The 21,642-nt window shown below is 70.0% G+C and carries 3 protein-coding genes and 1 pseudogene; all 4 read right to left on the reverse strand.

All coding sequences use genetic code 11. From position 1 onward, the window contains the following. Positions 1 to 9,945: a type I polyketide synthase gene (locus ACFU8Q_RS10500; protein ID WP_384450744.1), complete on the reverse strand. Its 9,945-nt coding sequence runs from the start codon at positions 9,943 to 9,945 to the stop codon at positions 1 to 3. Continuing rightward, a complete protein-coding gene (locus ACFU8Q_RS10505) occupies positions 9,942 to 18,158 on the reverse strand; it encodes a type I polyketide synthase (RefSeq protein ID WP_384450747.1) in 8,217 nt (2,738 codons plus the stop codon). The genes ACFU8Q_RS10500 and ACFU8Q_RS10505 overlap by 4 nt, the downstream gene beginning before the upstream one ends. 238 nt (positions 18,159 to 18,396) lie before the next feature. Then, complete coding sequence (gene ccrA / locus ACFU8Q_RS10510; protein ID WP_384450750.1) at positions 18,397 to 19,809, reverse strand: crotonyl-CoA carboxylase/reductase; 1,413 nt, start codon at positions 19,807 to 19,809, stop codon at positions 18,397 to 18,399. A gap of 858 nt (positions 19,810 to 20,667) precedes the next feature. Next, positions 20,668 to 20,802 (reverse strand): annotated as a pseudogene (locus ACFU8Q_RS10515) (transposase); the annotation flags it as partial. Between the last annotated feature and the right edge of the window lie 840 nt (positions 20,803 to 21,642).

The raw sequence follows: 21,642 nt of genomic DNA on the forward strand, positions 1-21,642 counted from the left end.
TCAGACATAGTGATCCTCGTTGCCGATGCCCAGTTCGTTGTCAATGAAGGCGAAGACGTCCTCGTCGTCCGCGTCCGCCAGTTCAGCGGCCACGGAGGACCGACCGGACAATTCGGCGGTGAGCTGCCGCAGTAGGTCGGCGATCCGCGCCCGTTCATCGTCGTCGACCGTGAGCGCGGCCGCCCGGATCCGACCGAGGTCGATGTCGATGTCGACCGGTGGCGCCGAGGGCGACGCGAGTTGGTCCGAGAGAAACTCGGCAATGGCCGAGGGGTTCGGATGTTCGAACGCAAGGGTGGCTGGCACGGACAGACCGGTCGTGGCCGCCAGCGAGTTGCGCAAGGTGACAGCGGCGAGCGAGTCCAATCCGAGGTCCCGCAGTGTGGCATCCGGCGCCACCGCGTCCGGCACCGAATGACCGAGGACCAGCGCGACCTCGCTGCGCACCAGATCGAGCAGCAACCGCGTCCGGTCGGCTGCGCCGAGCCCGGCCAACCGATCCACCCACGCTCCCGCCCGGTGCTCGCGTTGATCACCGTCGCTGGTCGGTCCTACCGGTTCGACCAGTTCGGCAAGCAGCCGTGTCGGGCGGGTCGATGTGAGCGCAGGGCCGAACCGAGGCCAGTCCACGTCGGCGACCACGCAGGCCGGCGAACCTGGCTCGACCGCTTCCGCCAGCGCCGCCGACACCACATCCAAGTCGAGCGCGCGCAGGCCGAGCCGGCCCCGCGGGTCGAGTTCGGCGTCGGTGTGATCCGATGTGTCATCGGCCGACGCCCCGAGCGCCACCACACCGGCCTGCCGGCCGCTGTAGCGCCGGCGGTCGGCGAGTGCTTCTGCCCGAGCCCAGCCCACGCTGTGCGCGGCTTGTCCGGCGACACCCCATACCGTGTCCGCGGGGACGACGGTGACGAACGCTTCCAGGTCTGTGTCGGCCAGCAGGTCGTGCAACCACACTCCGAGCGCGGCATCGGCAACGCCTTCGGCGAATTCGGCCAAGCTGGTCTCGGCCAGGCTCGCCACCTGCGGCTGTCCAGCGACGCACACCACCGCCCGCAACCGATGACAAGCCAGCAACGTCGCAACCGCCTCCCGTCCGTCCGGCACGGGCACCGCGGTGACGGTGGCACCCAGCTCGGCCAATGTCGCAACCTGACCGGCGTCGGGTTCGCCGACAAGTATGAGCTGGTCGACACCGGACCGCGCCAGCCAGCGCGCGGCCCTGACACCGGCGGCGGTCGCCGCGCCGGTCACCAGAACCGGCCCGGTCGCCGACCACTCCTGGGTGGCTCGGCCGGGTCCGGCGGCGCGGACCAGTCGCCGGACGAGTCCGCCGGACGGTCGGATGGCGAGTTCGGTCTCTCCGCCGGCCAGAGCAGCGCCGATCAGTGGACCGAGCCGGCCCAGCTCGTGCCGGCTCGGGTCGGCGGGCAGATCGACCTGGCCCACGATGTCGTGCGGGTGCTCCACCGCGGCCGCCCGGCCCAGTGCCCATAGCTGCGCACCGACCGGGCTCGCCAGGAATTCCGGTCCGGTGGTGACCGCGCCGGCGCTGATCAGCCACACCGGGACACCCCGGCCCATCGACGCCTGCACCAGCGCGAGGGTCGCGGCGACGCCGCCAGGCAGGAGCGGTTGTTCGGGGTCAGGAGTGTCGGCCAGACCCAGCAGGGACAGTACCCCGGCGCTCTGCGCCAGTCGCGACCGCAGTTCGTCGGCGTCGACCGTGGCCGGATCGATCTCGACAGTGACCGGCTCGGCGCCGACCGCCGCGAGTCCCGATTCGAGGGCAGCGATCAGCGCGCGGTCCAGCCCCGTCGGCACGATCACCTGCCAGGTCCCGGACAGCCGGGCCGGGTGCATGGTGACCGGCTGCCACGACACTTGGTATCGGGCCGCATCGAGTCCCACCCGGCCACGGCTGGTCCGGCGCCATGCGGACAACGCGGACGCCACCGGCTGCACTGTCCGCTCCGGCAGGCCGAGTCCGTCCGCGAGCGACGCCAGGTCGCCGGCGTCGACCGCCGCCCAGAACTGTGCGTCCGCGCCGATCCCGGTGGTGCCTGCAGGGTCCTTCACCGGCGCGTCGAGCCAGTACCGCTGGTGCTGAAACGGGTAGCTGGGCAGGTCGGTCCGGCGAGCGCCGGTGCCGCCGAACACCGTGTCCCACGCCACTGGCGCACCCGCGGTCCACAATGTACCGAGCGCGTTGAGGCCGGTGCGGATCTCGTCCTTGTCCCGGTGCTGGAATGGCACGGCCAGCACATCGGTGGCAGCGTCGTCCGCCAGCGTTTCACGCACCAGCGCGGTGAGTACCGCGTCCGGGCCGATTTCCAGGAACGCGCCGGCCCCGGCCGCGCGCAGCGCGCACACGCCCTCGTGGAAGCGCACTGCCTCACGCACATGCCGCACCCAGTAGCCGGGATCGCACAGTTCGTCCGCGGTCGCGATGCGCCCGGTCATGTTCGACACCACGGGCAGCACCGGCGGATGGAACGGCATCCGTTCGGCGACCGAGCGGAATTCGTCGAGCATCGGTTCCATCAACGGCGAATGGAATGCGTGGCTCACCCGCAATCGCCGTGTCCTGTGTCCGGCCGCGGCCAGTTCTTCGACGACCCGTTGCACGTCGTCACTCGCGCCGGACACCACGACAGAGCGAGGGCCGTTCACTACGGCCACCGCGACGGTCCCGCCAACGGCCGCGAGCACCTCGCGAACCGTCGCCTCGCCCGCTTCCACGGACACCATCGCGCCGCCGGCGGGCAGCGCCTGCATCAACCGGCCGCGCGCGGCGACCAGGGCCGCCGCGGACGGGAGGTCCAGGACACCCGCGACATGGGCCGCAGCGAGTTCGCCGATGGAGTGGCCGGCGACGAATTCCGGCCGGACACCCCAGGACTCGACCAGCCGGAACGCTGCCACCTCGAACGCGAACAGCGCCGCCTGGGCATAGCCGGTCTGATCGAGTTCGTCCGCGTCGGTGCCGGACAGGATGGTCCGCAGCGGCCGTTCGAGGTGGGTGTCCAGCAGGTCGATCGCGGAGTCGAACGCCTCGGCGAAAATCGGGAAACGGCCGGCGAGGCGCCGGCCCATGCCGAGCCGCTGGCTGCCTTGGCCGGTGAACAGCACGGCGATACGTGGGTCTGCGCCCCGCCCTTGCGAGACGCCGGGAGCAGGCCGGCCCGTGGCGATCGCGTCGAGGGCAGCGTGCAGTTCGGCCTTGTCTGCGACCACGGCGACGGCCCGCTCAGCGAGCGCCGCGCGCGCCACACCCGAGGTGAACCCGATGTCGGCCACGGGTGCCCGCACGGAAGCCATGTCTGCGGCTCGCCCGCGTAACGCGGCAACGGTCGCTGCCGACAGCGGAATCGGAACCACCCCCGCGTCAGGTGCGGAGTGACGGGGGATCTCCTCCGGGGGCTGTTCGAGGATCACGTGTGCGTTCGTCCCGCTGATTCCGAAGGACGACACACCGGCCCGCCGCGGCCGACCGGTCACCGGCCACGCCACCGATCCCGACGACACCACATCCACTCCGCCCAACGACCAGTCCACATGCGCCGACCACCGCTCGGCGTGCAACGACCCCGGCACCACCCCAGCACCCAGCGCCGACACCATCTTCATCACCCCTGCCACACCGGCCGCCGCCTGGGTGTGACCGATGTTCGACTTCACCGAGCCCAACAACAACGGACTGCCGGCTCGGTCCCGACCGTACGTCTCCAGCAACGCCTGCACCTCGATCGGGTCACCCAATGCCGTGCCCGTACCATGCCCCTCCACCACATCAACATCCGACGTGGACAGACCCGCGTCGGCGAGAGCGGCCCGGATCACCCGCTGCTGAGACGGACCGTTCGGCGCGGTCAGGCCGTTGCTGGCGCCGTCCTGGTTCACCGCGGTCCCACGCACCACCGCCAGCACCCGGTGACCACGCAGGCGCGCCGTGGACAGCCGCTCCACCACGACCACGCCGACGCCTTCGGCCCAGCCCGTGCCATCCGCACCCTCGCCGTACGCCCGGCACCGACCGTCGGCCGACAGACCGCCCTGCCGGCTGAATTCCACGAACGTGAAGGGCGAGGACATCACGGTGACACCGCCGGCCAAGGCGACCTCGCACTCCCCGCTGCGCACCGAGCGCACGGCAAGGTGCAGGGCCACCAACGACGAGGAACACGCGGTGTCAACGGTGATCGCCGGGCCTTCCAGCCCCAGCGTGTACGCAACGCGGCCCGAGGCGACGCTGCTGGCCGTCCCGGTACTGAGGTAGCCCTCGACCTCGGCCGGCACGGACGGCAACCGGCTCCCGTAGTCGTGGTACATCAGACCGGCAAAGACACCGGCCCGCGCACCCCTCAATTCGTCGGCGTCGATGCCGGCCTGCTCCAACGCCTCCCACGAGACCTCCAACAGCAACCGCTGCTGCGGATCCATCGCCACTGCCTCCCGCGGCGACACTCCGAAGAACCCTGCGTCAAAACCAGCTGCATCGTTCAAAAAGCCACCGAAATGGGTCGCCGAGGTGCCCTGCCGACCTTTGTCCGGATCAAACAGCGTCGCCAGGTCCCACCCGCGGTCGGTGGGGAACGGCGAGATCGCGTCCACACCTTCCTCCGCCAGACGCCACAGATCCTCCGCGGAGCGCACCCCACCGGGATAGCGCCCGGCCATGCCGACGATCACCACCGGATCGTCTTCGGCCGGGCTACCGGTCGGTGGCGCGTCGAGCGGTGCGGTACTGCCAGTGGGCTCAAGTTCGGACATCAGCCAGACGGCCAGTTCGTCCGGACTCGGATGGTCGAAGAGAAGGGTGGCCGGCAGCCGCAGGCCAATCGCGGCGGACAACCGGGCTCGCAGTTCCAACGCGGTGAGTGAGTCGAAGCCGATGTCGCTGAAGCTGCGCCGCCCCGACATGGCGGCGGCATCCGGCAAGCCCAGGGTGTAGGCCGCCTCGGTGCAGATCAGGTCAACCAGTAGCGGCAGCCTCTGTGCCTCGCCGGCCAGGGCCAGCCGCCGTACCAGGCTCACATCCGGGCGAGCGACGGGGCGGATGGCCGGTGCGAGGCCGCGCAGGATGGCCGGGAGGCCCACGGCGGAGCGCAGCGCGCGGCGGTCGAGGCTCACCGGCACCACCTCCGTCCTCGGGTGGCCCAGGGCCGCATCGAAAAGCGCGAGACCCAGCTCCGGGGTGAGCGGGACCATTCCGGAGCGGGCCAGCCGGGCGCGATCAGCGGTGCCGAGCGAGGCGGCCATGCCGTCCTCCCATGGCCCCCAGGCCAGCGAGAGCGCAGCGCGGCCTTCGGCGCTTCGCCGCCGGGCCAGCGCGTCCAGGAACGCGTTTCCGGCCGCGTATGCCGCCTGGCCGGCGATGCCAAGCGTTCCGGCGATCGAGGAGAACAGCACGAAAGCGGTGAGGTCCAGGCCCTCGGTGGCCTCGTGCAAATACCAGGCGCCATCCACCTTGGGTCGCAGCACGGCATCAAGCCTTCGGCCGGTAAGCCCGCCCACTACCGCGTCGTCGAGCACGCCCGCAGCGTGCACCACCGCGGTGAGCGGATACTCGGACGGGGTCTCGGCGACCAGTGCCCGCACCTGCGCGGCGTCGGCCATGTCGCAGGCCACCACTCGAACCGTCGCCCCGGCCGCCCGAAGCTCGGCGGTCAGCTCAGCGATTCCCGGAGCTGCGGTGCCCCGCCGTCCGGCGAGCAGCAAAGACCGAATGCCGTGCCGGTGAACGAGGTGACGGGCCAGCAGCGCGCCCAGCGCACCGGTGGCACCAGTGATCAGCACCGTCCCTTGCGGATCGAGCGTGGTCGGCGACGCGCTGCCGACGGCACTGAGCCGGGGCACCAGCACTTGTCCTGCGCGCACCGCCAGTTGTGGCTCCTCGGTGCGGAACACCTCGTCGGGCATGGCGGCGGGCTCGTCGAGGTCGACCAGTGTGATCCGGCCGGGCTGCTCGGCCTGCGCGGACCGCACCAGTCCCCACACCGCCGCGTGCGCCAGATCGGTGATCCGCGGATCGACGCCGACAGCGACCGCCCCCGTGGTGACCAGCACCAGGTGCGCGGCCGCGAACCGCTCTTCGGCCAACCAGCCGGCTACCACCTCGAGCACGGCGGCAGTGATGGCCCTGACGCGCTCAGGCGTCGGGCCGCCCGTGCTCGGCACGCGCAGCACCACGACGTCGCCGGTGACGACCGGTTCGGTGAGGTCGGCGAGCGTGTCCACATGCCGAATGGACGGTACGGCCGGCGCGGGACCGGCAGGCAGCGGCACCCAGTCCACAGCGAACAGCGCGTCAGCGGCGGGATCACTGCCGTCGAAGGAGGCGAACTGGTTCTCCGTGACACCGCGCACGGCCAGAGCGTCGATCGACAGGATCGGGCGGTCGTCGTCGTCCACGAGGTCCACCGCGACGGTGTCCGCACCGACCGGTTCGATTCGCGCTCGCACCGCCACGGCACCGGTCCTGTGGAGTCGCACGCCACGGAACACGAACGGCAGCTTCACCGCTGTGTCGGCCGGCGCGACAAGGCCGAGCGCGTGCAGCACGCTGTCCAGCACCACGGGATGCAGTCCGTAGCCGGTCGGGTCCAGCCCCTCGGGCCGGACCGACGCGTACACCGCGCTGCCTCGGCGCCAGGCCGTGCGCAGACCTCGGAAGGCCGGGCCGTAGCCGAGGCCGCGGTCGGCCAATTCGTCGTACCAGCCGGCCACGTCAACCGGTTCCCCGTCAAGCTGCGGCCACCTCGTCAAGTCCACAGTGGGCTCGCCATCGCTCCAGCGGCTGACCGTGCCGGTGGCGTGTCGGGTCCATGGCTCGGGCTCGTCGCGTTCCGGTCGCGAATGAATCGACAGCGGACGCCGCCCTGCCTCGTCCGGTGCTCCGACGATCATTTGCACCTGCCTCGCGGCAGCCAGCGGGATGGGCGCCTCGATGGCCAGCTCGTCCAGCATCGGGTGACCGCAGTGGTCGCCGGCGCGCACGGCGAGATCGACCAGTGCCGCGCCGGGCACCAACGCGGTCCCGAACACCGCGTGGTCGGCGAGCCAGGGATGGGTGTCCAAGCCGACCCGCCCGGTCAGCACGAACTCGTCGGCGTCCGCTCGCGCGATCACGCTGGTCAACAGCGGATGCCCGGTCCTCCCCTGCCCATGCCCACTCGGATCGATGGCCGGCCGCACCGCGTCCAGCCAGTAGCGGGTCCGCTGGAAGGCGGAGGTGGGCAGGTCGACCGGGCGTGCTCCGGTACCGTCGAACAGCGTGGCCATCCGGATCGCCACGCCGCGTACCCAGAGCCGGGCCAACGCATGCGCCAGCCCCAGCGGCTCGGCACGGTCCCGACGGACCAGGGGCACGAAGTCGACCTCGACATCGATCTCGGCGTCTTCCATCGATTCCCGCCCGAGCATGCTGAGGACGCCATCCGGACCCAGTTCGACAAACGTGCGCACGCCCTCGTCGACCAGGCAGCGCACCGCATCACCGAATCGGACCGCGGCCCGCACCTGATCCACCCAGTAGTCCGGTGTGCACAGCTCGGCGCGGCTCACCGACCGGCCGGTCACCGTGGACACGATCGGAATGACCGGTGGGTGGTAGTCCAGGCGCGCGGCGACGGTGCGGAACTCTGCCAGCATCGGCTCCATCAGCGGGGAGTGGAAGGCGTGGCTGACTCTCAGCGGCCGGGTCCTGCGGCCGGCGTCCGCGCACTGCCGGGTCACCGCGAGCATCTCGTCCTCGACACCGGACAGCACCACCCAGCCGGGCCCGTTCACTGCGGCGATGGCGATGCCGGACCGCTCGGCCAGCAACTCGGCGGCCTCCTGTTCGCCGATCTGCACCGCGACCATTGCCCCGCCCTCGGGCAGCGCCGCCATCAGCCGACCTCGGCTGGTCACCAGTTCGGCCGCGTCCCGCAGTGACAGCACCCCTGCGACCCGTGCGGCGGCAACCTCGCCGATCGAGTGGCCGGCCAGGTAGTCGGGCCGCAACCCGAGCGAGGCGACGAGCTGGTACAAACTGACCTCGATGGCGAACAGCGCGGCCTGCGCGTAGTCCGTGCGGTCCAGCAGTGCGGCGTCCGGATTGTCGTGCTCGGCGAACAGCACCGTACGCAGCGGCGGATCCAGGTGCCGGTCGAGTTCGGCGCAGGCCTCATCCATCGCGGCAGCGAACACCGGCTGGCGGGCACACAGTTCCCGGCCCATGCCCAGGCGCTGGCTTCCCTGTCCGGTGAACAGGAACGCGAGGCTGCCGTCGGTGACCTGCCCGGTGACCACTGAGGCGGTGACGCGGCCCTCGGCGAGCGCGGTCAAGCCCTCGGTCAGCTCTGCGCTGTCGGCGGCGAGCACTACGGCGCGCAGGTCGGCCGCGGCGCGAGCAGTGAACGTGGACAGCCCGATGTCGGTGGGTTCGGCGGATGCCAGGCCGGTCAGCAGCTTCGCGTTCGCCGCGAGGACCGCGTCGTTCCGGCCGGACACCGCGACCGGCGCCACGGGCGGGACCTTGCGCACCGCTGTGTCGTCGGACTCGGCGGGCGCCGCCTCCACGATGAGGTGCGCGTTGGTGCCGCCGATGCCGAACGAGGAGACGGCTGCCCGGCGTGGACGATGCGCCTCGGGCCACGGTGTCGCCTCCGTCACCAGTTCCACCGCACCGGCCGTCCAGTCCACGTGCGGCGACGGCTGATCCACGTGCAGAGTGCGCGGCACCGTACCGGCCCTCATGGCCAGCACCATCTTGATCACGGCGCCCACGCCGGACGCGGCCTGGGTATGTCCGATGTTCGACTTCGCCGATCCAAGCAGCACCGGAGCCGCGTCGCCACGGTGTCGGCCGTAGGTGGCGAGCACCGCCTGTGCCTCGATGGGATCGCCCAGCGGTGTGCCTGTGCCGTGCGCTTCCACAACGTCCACATCGCAAGGACGCAGCCCGGCGCCGGCAAGCGCAGCGTGGATGACCCGCTGCTGGGACGGGCCGTTCGGCGCGGTCAGGCCGTTGCTGGCACCGTCCTGGTTGACCGCGCTGCCACGCAACACGGCCAGCACGGGATGGCCGTTGCGGCGGGCGGCGGACAGCCGCTCCAGCACCAGCATGCCCGCGCCCTCACCCCAGCAGGTGCCGTCGGCGGCGGCGGCGAACGATTTGCAGCGGCCGTCGACGGCCAGCGCCCGCTGGCGGCTGAACTCTACGAACGGGAACGGGGTCGACAGCACAGTCGCGCCGCCCGCCAGCGCCATCTCGCACTCACCCTGACGTAGCGCCTGCATTGCCAGGTGCAGAGCGACCAACGACGAAGAGCATGCGGTATCCACCGATACGGCGGGGCCCTCCAGTCCGAGCACATAGGACAGCCGGCCGGAGGCGACGCTGCCGTAGCTGCCGGTCCCCAGGTAGCCCTCCAGCTCCGGAGGTGCGGTAGGCAGACGGGTCGCGTAGTCGTAGTACATGACGCCGGCGAACACGCCGGTGCGGCTGCCGCGCAGCGTGGTGGGGTCGATCCCGGCTCTCTCGACCGCCTCCCACGAGGTCTCCAGGAGCAGCCGTTGCTGCGGGTCCATGGCCAGCGCCTCGCGCGGCGAGATGCCGAAGAACTCGGCGTCGAACCCGAGCGGATCAGTGAGGAACCCACCGTGCCGGGTGTACGAGGTTCCGGGGCGAGCCGGGTCAGGGTCGTAGATCGCATCCAGGTCCCAGCCGCGGTCGGCCGGGAACTCCGAGATCGCGTCGACCTCGTGCACGAACAGGTCCCAGAACCGCTCCGGTGTGTCGGCGCCTCCCGGGTAGCGGCAGCCCATGCCGATGACCGCGATCGGTTCGCGTGCGGCCTCCGTGAGTCGATTGTTCTCCTTGCGTAGCCGGCCGGCCTCCCGCAGGGACTCGCGCAACGCCTCGACGACCGCGTCAGGTGAGGGGGATCGGCTGCTCATGTCGTCGTCTCCTGACTGTTCATTCCCGGGCCGTGCTCGGCCCTGGCCAGCCGCACCAACTCGGCTACGTCCAGGCTGTCGAGGTCGATTTCCTCGTCGCCCCGCACATCGTCGGGCGGTCCGCCCGGAGGCTCGTCATCCGATGCCGCGACAGGGGCGTCGCCGGCGAGTGCCTCGCTGATGTGCGCGGCCAGCAAGGCGGGGCTCGGGTAGTCGAAGACAACGGTGGTGGAGAGTGCCAGCCCGGTCTCGGCGATGAGCCGGTTGCGCAGTTCCAGCGCGATGAGTGAGTCGACCCCCAGATCGCGGAAGCCGCGCCGCGTATCGACAGCACCGCCGCCCAGCGCCGTGGCGACCTCGGCACGGAGCAGTGCGGCTACCGCCTGCTCACGCTCCGGGACGGACAGACCTGACAGGCGGTCCACGAATGTCGCCTGGGCGGTGGCATCGGGAGCAGCCGGGGATACGGCGCTCACGTGAACCAAGCCGCGTAGCAGCGCGGGCAGTTCGGTGGGTCGGTCGGCAAGCGCGGCCCTGTCGACCCGCAGCGGTACAACCGCGGCGTCCGGTGCGGACAGTGCGGCGTCGAACAGGGCGAGGCCCTGCTCGTTCGAGATGGCCGCCATGCCGAGGCGAGCGAGCCGCGCCAGGTCGCCGGCACCGACCGAGCCGGCCATGCCCGCTTCACGCCACGGCGCCCATGCCATCGCCGTAGCCGGCAGCCCGACCGCGACGCGCTGTTCAGCCAGCGCGTCCAGGAACGCGTTCGCCGACGCGTAGTTCGCTTGCCCGGCCGCGCCGAACACCGCCGAGGCGGAGGAGAACAGCACGAAATGGTCGAGGCCGAGGTCCGCGGTGAGCGTGTGCAGGTGCCAGGCCGCGTCCACTTTCGGCCGTAGAACCCCGGCGAGCCGCTCCGGTGTGAGTGCCTCGGTCACTCCGTCGTCCAGTACACCTGCCGCGTGTACGACGCCGGTGAGCGGCCGGTTCGCCGGGATGCCGGCCAGCAGGTCCGCCACAGCGGCCCGGTCGGCGACATCGCACGCGGCGAACACCACTTCAGCCCCGGATTCGGTGAGCGCGTCCCTGAGTACGTTCGCGTTCGGGGCGGCCGAGCCCCGCCGACTGGCCAGCAGCAGCCGGCGTACGCCATGCGTGGTGGCCAGGTGTCGCGCGATCAGGTCGCCGAGCGCACCGCTGGCCCCGGTGATCAGTACGGTGCCGTCCGGCCGCCATGTCGGAGCCGTGCCTTGGCCCGCGGGCCCGAGCCGGGGCACCGCGATCCGTCCGTTCCGGATGGACGATTGCGGTTCGTCGAGAGTGAGCACGGCTGGTAGAGAGGCGAGCGAGACAGGTTTGCCGTCCGTCTCGACGAGCAGTACCCGGCCCGGGTGCTCGCGCTGCGCCGATCGAATCAGCCCGCGCACCGCAGCGGTGTCCAATTCCGGCCGGTCCTCGGTCAGCACCACGAGCCGCGCCGTTCCGCGGTCTCGGCTCAACCAGGCCTGGAGCGCCGCGAGTGCCCGCCGGGCCGCGGCATGGACCCGCGCAGGCATGTCGTCCTCGGTGCCTGTACGCCACGGCAGAACGACCATGTCCGGGAGGTGATCCGCCTTGTCGAGCGCGGCCAGGTCAGGAAGCCGGGTGACGGCGCGCCCGTGGTGGGACAACGCCTCGGTCAGGCCGGTGAAGGGCTCGTCCACGATCGCGACCGAGCCGGTGGCACCGGTTCTCGCGTCGATCGGAATCCAGTCGATGCGCAGCGGGCGCTCAGCCGTGCCGGCCAAGCGGTCGGCCGGCACCGTACGCACAGTCATCTCGTCCACGGTCACGACCGGCTTCCCGGCCGGGTCAGCCAGCTCGACCCGGATGGTGTCCTCCCGCAACCGGGTGATCCGGACCGCCGCAACTGTCGCGCCGGGTTCGTGCACCCGAACCCCGGACCAGGAGAACGGCAGGCGGGGTCCTGCCTCGGCGGTGAAGAAACTCAGCACGCCGGCGCCATGCAGGGCCGCGTCGAGCAGTACTGGGTGGACGAGGTAACCGGCGGCGTCCTCGGCGATCCTGACGTCGGCCAGAACGGTTTCGCGGGCAGCTGACACCGCAGTCACACGTCGGAAGGCTGGGCCGTAGCTCAGGCCAGTGGCCGCAAGTCCGCTGTACAGCTCGTCCACCGACAGCTCCGCAGCGGCCTCGACCGGGACAGCTGCACCGGTCGGGGGCGGTGTGCCAACGGGTACGAGGGCGCCCGAGGCATGCCGGGTCCAGGCCGTCGAACCATTTTCCCGCGAGTGCACCGTGACAGCGCGGCGTCCCGCGGCGTCCTCGGCTCCGACCTCGATCTGGACGAGCATCGGGTCCTGCTCGGTGAGGGTCAAGGGAGCGGCCAGCACCAGCTCCGCCAACTCGCCGGCCCCGACCTCGGCGCCTGCCGCGAGCACGAGCTCGACCAGCGCCGCGCCGGGAACCACGACCGCGCCGGCAACGACGTGGTCGGCCAACCACGGAGCAGCGGCCACCGACAGGGCGGTGGTGAACACTTCGGTGTGTCCGGGCAGGTAGATCCTCGCGCCCAACAGCGGATGTGCCGCGACCCGCAAGCCGAGCGAAGCGGGCGCGGTGCCGGGACGGTGGTCGAGCCAGAACCGGCGGCGCTGGAAGGGATACGTCGGCAAGGGCACTCGCCGCCCCTTCGGCAGCACGACCGTCCAGTCCACCTCGATCCCGGTGACGTGCAGCCCGGCCAGTCCTGTCATCAGTCCGGCCACCTCCGATCGGTTGCGATGCTGGGCAGGCACGCACCCGATCGGCTCGTCCGCGCACGCCTGCTCGACCAGCGCGGTCAGAACCGGTGCGGGCCCCACCTCGAACGTCGCGGTGACCCCATCGGCCACCAGGGCGCGCACGCCGTCGTGGAAACGCACGGGCACGCTTGCATGCTGAATCCAGTAATCCGGCGAGAGCATCAGATCGTCCTCGGCGAACCGCCCGGTCACGTTGGAAACAAGCGCGATCGTGGGCGGCCCGAAGGTGAGGGTTTCCAACACCGCGCGGAACTCGGCGAGCATCGGCTCCATCAGCGGCGAATGGAAGGCATGGCTGACGTTGAGCCAGGTGGTCCTGCGTCCGGCCGAACCGAGTGCGTCGGCGGCCGCAGCGACCGCCGCCTGCGTCCCGGAGAGCACCACGGCGTTCGGCGCGTTCACGGCCGCGATCGCGACGTCGACAGACCCGGCCGGGAGCAATTCGGCGGCGTGCCGCTCATCGGCTTCCACCGCGACCATCGCACCGCCGGAGGGCAGCGCCTGCATCAGCCGGCCGCGGGCGGCGACCAGCGCGCACGCGTCCGCCAAGCTCAGCACCCCGGCGACGTGCGCTGCGGTTACCTCGCCGATGGAGTGGCCGGCCACCACATCCGGCCGAACGCCCCAACTCTCCACCAGCCGATACATACTGACCTCGAACGCGAACAACGCGGCCTGTGTATAGCCGGTCCGGTCGAGCAGGTGCGCGTCGGTGGACTCCTCGGGAGCGAACATCACCTCCCTGACGGATCGGTAACCGTGCGGCGCGAGCGAACGGTCCAGTTCCCCGCAGATCTCGTCGAGTGTCTCCGCGAACACCGGGTACCGGGACGCCAGTTCACGGCCCATCCCGGCCCGCTGGCTGCCCTGCCCGGTGAACAGCACCGCGAGTCGCCCGCCCGACTGGAACTGTCCGCGCACCACACCCGGTGCAGACCGTCCCTCGGCTACGGCAACCAACCCGGCCTGCAGCGTGCCTTCGTCTGCGCCGACCACGACGGCCCGTTCGGTGAACGCCTCCAACTGGGCGAGGGAGTGCGCGAGATCAGCTGGGCCCACAGCCGCGAGCAGGGACTGGAACTGCTCGGCTCGCGCGCGCAACGCCTCGGGGTCGTGGGCGCTGAGCACCAGCGGCACCGGGCCCTCGCCGTCCCACGGCGGGGATGGCAGCTCGGTTACATCGTCCGCCTGCTCGAGTACGACATGTGCGTTCGTTCCGCTGATTCCGAACGACGACACACCTGCCCGCCTCGGCCGACCACTCTCCGGCCACGCCACCGACCCCGACGACACCACCTCCACCCCGCCCGCCGCCCAGTCCACATGCGACGACGCCGGGTCGGCGTGCAGCGACCCGGGCACCACGCCGGCGTCCAAGGCGAGCACCATCTTCACCAGACCGGCCACGCCGGCCGCAGCCTGAGTGTGACCGATGTTCGACTTCACCGACCCGAGCAGCAGCGGCGCGGTGACCCGGTCGCGGCCGTACGTCTCCGACAGCGCCTGCACCTCGATCGGGTCACCCAACGCGGTACCGGTACCGTGGCCCTCCACCACATCGACATCTGAGGTCGACAGGCCGGCATCGGCGAGGGCGGCCCGGATCACCCGCTGCTGCGCCAGACCATTGGGTGCGGTCAGGCCATTGCTGGCGCCGTCCTGGTTCACCGCGGTCCCACGCACCACCGCCAGCACCCGGTGCCCCGACTCCCGCGCCCTCGACAACCGCTCCACCACGACCACACCGACGCCCTCGGCCCATCCCGTGCCATCCGCGCCGTCGCCATAGGACCGGCAGCGACCGTCTGCCGACAGACCACCCTGGCGGCTGAACTCCACGAACGTGAAAGGTGAGGACAGCACAGTGACGCCGCCGGCCAAGGCGACGTCGCACTCCCCGCCGCGCACCGAGCGCACGGCAAGATGGAGGGCCACCAAGGACGAGGAACACGCTGTGTCGATGGTGATCGCAGGTCCCTCGAAGCCGAACCGGTAGGCGACTCGGCCGGACGCGACGCTGCCCGCGCCGCCGGTCATCCGATGGCCGCGCAAATGCGTTGGCACACCATCGTAGGCAGCTGCGTAGTCGTGATACATCAGGCCGGTGAAGACCCCCGTCCGGCTTCCTCGCATCCCGCCGACATCGAAGCCGGCCCGCTCCAACGCCTCCCACGACACCTCCAGCAGCAACCGCTGCTGCGGATCCATCGCCACCGCCTCCCGCGGCGACACCCCGAAGAACCCGGCGTCGAAACCAGCGACGTCAGCCAGGAAGCCGCCAGATTGAGTCCGCGAACCACCGGGGCCATCCGCATCGGACAATGCGGCAAGGTCCCAGCCCCGATCAGCGGGAAACGGCGAGATCGCGTCCACCCCGTCCGACACCAGCCGCCACAAATCCTCCGGCGAGGCAACGCCCCCGGGCAAACGACAGGCCATCCCCACGATGACCACCGGATCAACACCGGCAGAGTTGTCCGACACCATCGGGGCAATCTCGGGAGCGGGCCCCCCGTCGGTGAGTGCGCGCACATGGTTGATGACCGCAGCCGGGGTCGGGTGATCGAACACGAGGCCGGCCGGGACGGACCGGCCGGTGCGACGTACGAGTCGGTTCCGCAATTCGACTGCACCCACCGAGTCCAGCCCCAGGCCCTGGAACGTGGCACCGACGTCCAAGCCGGTTGCAGACGGCAGGCCGAGCACTCCGGCCACCTCGGCCAGCACCAGGTCCTTGACCGCCGAGCCCGTGAGCGCGGGCAACGCCGTATCCGTGGACCGCGTGACAGCCGGCTCGTCGCCGAGCCAGAACCGGGAGCGCTGGAACGGGTATGCGGGCAGCACTGTCCGTTCACGAGCCCGCACGCCCAGGTCCGCGAACACCGTCGGCCAGTCGATTGAAACCCCTCGGCTGTGGAACGCCGTGAGCGCGGCAAGCAGGGTGGCAACCTCCGGACGGCGTGCTCGGCCCGCGCACGCGAAAAGCGACGTATCGTCGCTGACGCACTGCCTGCCCGCGCCGGTCAGCACCGCATCCGGGCCGACTTCCAGGAAGCGGGTGACACCGTGGGCCCGCGCCGTGCGGACCGCGTCGAGGAAGCGCACGGTGCCTCGCACATGCCGGACCCAGTAATCAGGTTGGCAGATCTCCTCGGCCGCGATCACCTCGCCGGTCAAGTCCGACACGATCGGCAGACGTGGCCGCTGATAGGTGAGGGTTTCCGCCACAGCTTGAAACTCGCCGAGCATCGGGTCCAGGTGTGCCGAGTGGAAAGCATGGCTGACCCGCAACCGCTGGACCCGCCGCCCGGCCGACTCCCACCTGCGTGCCAGCGCCAGCACGGCGTCGCGGTCGCCGGACAGCACGGTGTCGGTCGGGCCGTTGACCGCGGCGATGGCCACGCCGTCGGGGAGTTGGCCGAGTTCGGCCTCAGCCACCTCCACGGCCACCATCGCGCCGATCGACGGCAGCGCCTGCATCAGCCGACCACGCGCAGCCACCAACGTCGCGGCGTCTTCCAGCGACAGCACGCCGGCTGTCCGCGCGGCGGCCAACTCACCGATCGAGTGTCCAACAAGGACATCTGGCCGCACGCCCCACCGGTCCAGCGTTGCGGCGAGCGCCACCTCGTACGCGAAGAGCGCGGGCTGCGCATACTCGGTTCGGTTGAGCACGTCGGCGTCCGTACCGTCGAGCACCTCGCGCAGTGGTCGCGGCAGCAGCGGGTCCAGTCGCGCGGCAACAGCGTCGAACGCGTCCGCAAATGCGGGTACCGCGCGGCGCAGTTCAACGCCCATGCCGAGCCGCTGACTGCCCTGACCGGTGAACAGGAGCGCACATTTCCCGTCATCCACCACATCTGCACGGCCCCCACCGGCGACCAGGTCGTCAAGCCCTGCGCGCAATCCGGTGAGGTCGCCGGCAATGAATCCGGCACGGTGCGCGAAATGGGTGCGGGTGGATGCCAGCGAGTGCGCAACCGCGGCCGGCGGCAGACTCGGGTGAGCGTCCACGTGGGTGAGCAATCGGGATGCCTGATCTCGTACGGCCTGCTCGGTGCGGCCGGAAAGCAGCACCGGAAACGGCCCGGACTCGGACTCCGAAGCGGACTCGGGGTCGGAGTCGGCTGTCGACGGGGCCTGCCACTCGGCCAATACCAGGTGACAGTTGGTACCTCCCATGCCGAAGGAACTGACGCCGGCCACCAGCGGACGGCCGGTCGACGTCAGTGGCCGAAGTTCCGTGTTCACCGTCAAGCGGGTGGCAGTCAGGTCGATCTTCGGGTTGGGGGTGCGATAGTTCAGGCTCGGGGTGAGCATCCGATTGTGCAGGCACAGCACGACCTTCAGCAGACCGGCGATGCCGGCCGCACCTTCCAGGTGACCGAGCACCGTCTTGACCGAGCCGACCGGCAACGGCGCAGTCGCAGGCCGCACCGTTCCCAGCACCGCACCGAGCGAGGCGGCTTCAACGGGATCTCCCGTGGGGGTGCCCGTTCCGTGCAGTTCCACGAAGCCGACCTCGGCCGCATCAACACCGGAGTTGGCGTAGGCAGATCGCAGCAACTCAACCTGAGCATCGGCACTGGGTGAGGTGAGCGAGGGACCGCCGCCGTCGTTGTTCACCGCGCCGCCGCGGATCACTCCAAGCACTCTGTCGCCGTCCGCCAGGGCCCGCTCCAGCGGTTTGAGCACCACCATGCCGCCGCCTTCGCCGCGCACGTACCCGGCGGCCCGGGCGTCGAAGGTGTAGGCGCGACCGTCCGGCGACAACGCCCCGAAGCGGTCCGCGATCACGAACCCGCCGTCGGTGATGTTCAGCTGCACACCGCCGGCCAGTGCGGTGGTCGCGGCACCCGACCACAAGCTCTCACAGGCCAGCAGCACCGACACAAGCGACGACGACTGTCCTGAGTCGACCGTCATGCTCGGTCCGCGGAGACCGAGCACGTAGGAGATCCGGTTGGCGAGGATGCTCCGGTTGAGGCCCGTGAGGGTGGTGGCGCCGGCCTCGGCCGCGCCGCGCTGCCGGCACAGCTCCGCGTAGTCGTCCGTCATCGCACCGAGGAACACGCCAGTACGGCTGTGTCGCAATGTACTCGGCACGATGCCTGCGTGTTCCAGTGCCTCCCAGGCAAGTTCGAGCGCCAGCCGCTGCTGCGGGTCCATGCTCACGGCCTCGCGCGGCGGGATACCGAAGAATTCGGGGTCGAACCGATCCACCTCGGCCAGGAAGCCGCCCATGCGGTCGGCGGGCAGACCCCGGCCGGCCGGGGCGGCGCCGACAGCGCTTCGACCGGACCGCAACAGGTCCCACAGCTCCTCAACCGTAGAAGCACCTGGCAGCCGACAGGCCAGACCGATCACGGCGATCGGTTCAGGTGCGCTGAGGTCGCTTGCCATTGCCATCGTGATCCCTTCTGAGTCCCTCGGGCAGCAACGCAGTTCGAGGCACTGGCATCCCGGCGCATCAGGTTTGCGGGCACGCCGGCTCGACCGGTGGTAAGGAGTGCGTCGTGTGTGGTCACGATGCCGAAACAGCCCAAGGAGAACGTGGCCGGATCAAAGGAAGTGGTCCGGTTGTGATCCTGTCCTGCGCCTCAGCGACGTCATCGCGTCGCGGACGCTGTCCACTGGATCGTCGAACTCATCCCCGCAGGGTCTGTTCGCCGGTTCTGGCATGCCCGACCGGCCATCCCTCGGACTTGACCGCTGTGCTCATCGACCCGCCCTCCCTCGGCAGCAGCGGGGTCAACGCGTTGGCACCGAGGCGCTCTCGCAACGTGGGATCCGACACACCCAATCCCGCCGACGGAGCCATGCACAGTATCCCGATCTTGCCGACATGCTCGTTCAACTGCAGTCGGCGGCACGCATCGGCGGCGTCATCGAGCTGGTAGATCTCCGACAGCACTGGTTTGATGCTCCCGTCTGCGATCAGCCGGGTACACTCAACGGCTTCTTGCAGGTTGGCGCCGTGGCTGCCTATCACGCTCTTCAGCTTCATCCACAGGTACCTGTTGTCATAACTGTGCTGGTAGCCGGAGCTGGAGCCACATGTGATCACCACGCCTCCGCGGCGAACAACGAACACCGACACGCCGAAGGTGGCTCGACCGGTGTGCTCGAACACGATGTCCGGGTCACGCCCTACCAGTTCGCGGATCTTCGAGCCCAGCCGCTTCCCCAGCCTGATCACTGCGTCCGGCTCGGCGTCAGAGTCGCCATCAAGGCCTATCTCGGTGCGATCTATGACGAAATCGCATCCCAGCTTGCGTACCGCTTCGGCCTTGCGCGCGGAGCTCACCACGCCGATCGGGATTCCGCCGCCGTTCTTCACCATCTGCACCGCGAAGGCTCCCAAGCCGCCTGCGGCACCCCAGATCAGGACGACGTCGCCCTGCTTGAGTCGCGCGCCATGCTTGCCGACCAGCATTCGATACACCGTGGTGGCGCACAGTGTGTTCGAGGCGGCCTCCTCCCAAGTGAGGTGCTTCGGCTTGGGTATCAACTGGCTTGCTCGTACAACCGTGTACTCGGCCATGGAACCGAAGTTGGTCTCGAAACCCCAGGCCCGCTGATTTTCGCCCATCATCCCGTCGTCATGGGTCCCGTGCTCCTGGTCGTCCACCTGTGAGGGGTGGATCACGACCTCGTCACCGATCTTCCACCGGCGCACACCGGAACCGACGCGCACAATGACTCCGGCACCGTCGGAACCGATGACATGGTGTGGCTGGTCGTGACGGGTGGCCCAACCGCCCTGTCGCCCGAGCTGTTTCAGGAAATTGAACGTCGGCACGGGCAAGAACATCGCCGACCACACGGAGTTGTAGTTGACCGCGCTCGCCATCACAGCGACAAGCACCTCGTCGGGCGCGATCTCGGGCATGGGCACCTGGCCCACCACCAAGGACTTCCGCACATCCTTGTCAGTGGCATCGCCGAACATGGCGACGTCCTGGGCCCTGAGATAAGCCGCCTTGTACGTGGCAGGCAGGACGGCCCGCTCCAACTCTGCGGGGTCGGCGCCACCATGCAGAGCTTCGCTCAGTTCCATTCCATTACTCTTTCTCCTCTTTCCGATCTCCCGGATCTTGCTTGACGGCGGAGGCCGACGTGTCCTGGTCGGTGAGGTCGGCGGTGACCGCCTCGTCCTGCGCGCGGGTGCCGTCCGGCACGGCGGCGGGGTGCCGGGCCACCGCGCGCAGCCGCAGCTCGCGGGCGGCCGGCCGGGTAGCACGTCCGAGCCCACGAAACTGGTGGCGCCGAGCACGGCCACCAGGGGCCGGCCGGCCGGTTCCGTTGTCATCCGGTGCCTCCCGGGGCGGGCAGTCGGATGCGGTGCGTCGGGACACGGGAGTACCTGTGGCACAGCGGGCCCCAGTGCCTGCCCGCGTCCGGCTCGCCCGATGGTGCTGCCGTCCGATCGGGTGCGGGCGGAGAAGCGGTGGAGGCGACCGGGCCCGGGCGGCGTGGACCGCGGGCTCGATCCGCTGCACCATCCTCTGGTTACTCCGCCGGATCCCCCGGCCGTGCGGGAGGCGCTTTGTGAGCTCGCGAAGGTCGATGCCTACGCCTACCCGTGGCCGTTCGACGCTGCCGGCGACCGACACCTCGATCGCTCCGGAAGTGCTGAGCCCGGGCTGGGCCGACCATGCACACCCAGTGGTTCCGGGCCGTGCGGCGTCAGACCACACCCGCACCCGGCGGGCTGACCGACAAGGGCACCAAGGGCAAGCGGGCCCGGAGTCTGCGGTCCTGGTCGTAGGCGCTGTTCGCGGCGACCCGTTCGAAGGACACCGAGGCGCGGCGGGCCCGCTTGACCATCCACCACCGAGCTCGGTCTTGGTGTTCAGCACGCTCGCCCGGAGCCTGTGGGGATCCTCGCTTCGTTACACCGGTCGGTGTCGGTGGCTCAGGCGCAGAACACCACGACCTGACAGTTCTCGATCTGCCCGGTGCTGCCGACGTACTGCCTTGCCATCCCGGCCGGTTTCACGCCCTTCTTGAGGAAGGCGGTCTCGTCCAGGACCAGTCCGCCCGTCCGAGGTGGACAACGACGAACTTCCCTACGCGGTCATGGAGATGGTCCGCACGCCGCACGGAGCGGGCCAGGGACCATTGCACCCGGTCCAGCGTGACATGCGCGGCGTGCTCCGCGATCTGCCATCCCCCGCTCCACCGGAGCGATCAACGCCTTGATGTGGGCCATCGCCACCCGACGCGGCTCGACCCGCCCGAACACCCCCACCGGACAGGGAAGTCGTCGAACTACCCACCCACACCTGCACGGCACACTCCGTCGTCACACCGAAGACAACGAGCTACAGCCGCACCAGCTACAACTCACGGCTGTAGTACCAGGAGGTCGACGCTGCCCATGCGGCCGAACGCCAACAGCGCTCCCAGAACGACAGTTCACAGAAGAAACCCTAAGCGCTGTCCCGTAATCCCTGGCGGGCGCACGACGACAGCTACGGCACCTCGCCGCGTCGTCAAAACGCCCGAATACAGCCAGTATGCGAGCGCCCCTCCGCCTTGCGATGCACCACATCTGACGCCGCGCGCCGATCCACCAGGGACTACGGGACAGCCCTTAGTCCTGGATCAAACACAAAGAGGCGAATGCGCGCGAAGGTTAATTTTGCACCCTTTGGAGCCTCCAGGGCTTCGTCGTTCACCGCGCGTCCACCACTACGTTGAAGACTTTCGCGAAGAATGACCGATATGCGGCTTAGGCTTAACCGGATCGCGACCTGACCAGCCTTGACGTGCCACACGGGCAGTTGAAATCGTCAGCAGCGGCGCTGCTGAATCATGCGGCCGCCTTGAATTGGCTTACTCCCACGCGAGGTTGTCGCTTCATGCCCGGCGCACCACTCTCTCCTCC

Source organism: Streptomyces sp. NPDC057543 (genome assembly GCF_042801895.1).
Classification (GTDB): Bacteria; Actinomycetota; Actinomycetes; order Streptomycetales; family Streptomycetaceae; genus Streptomyces.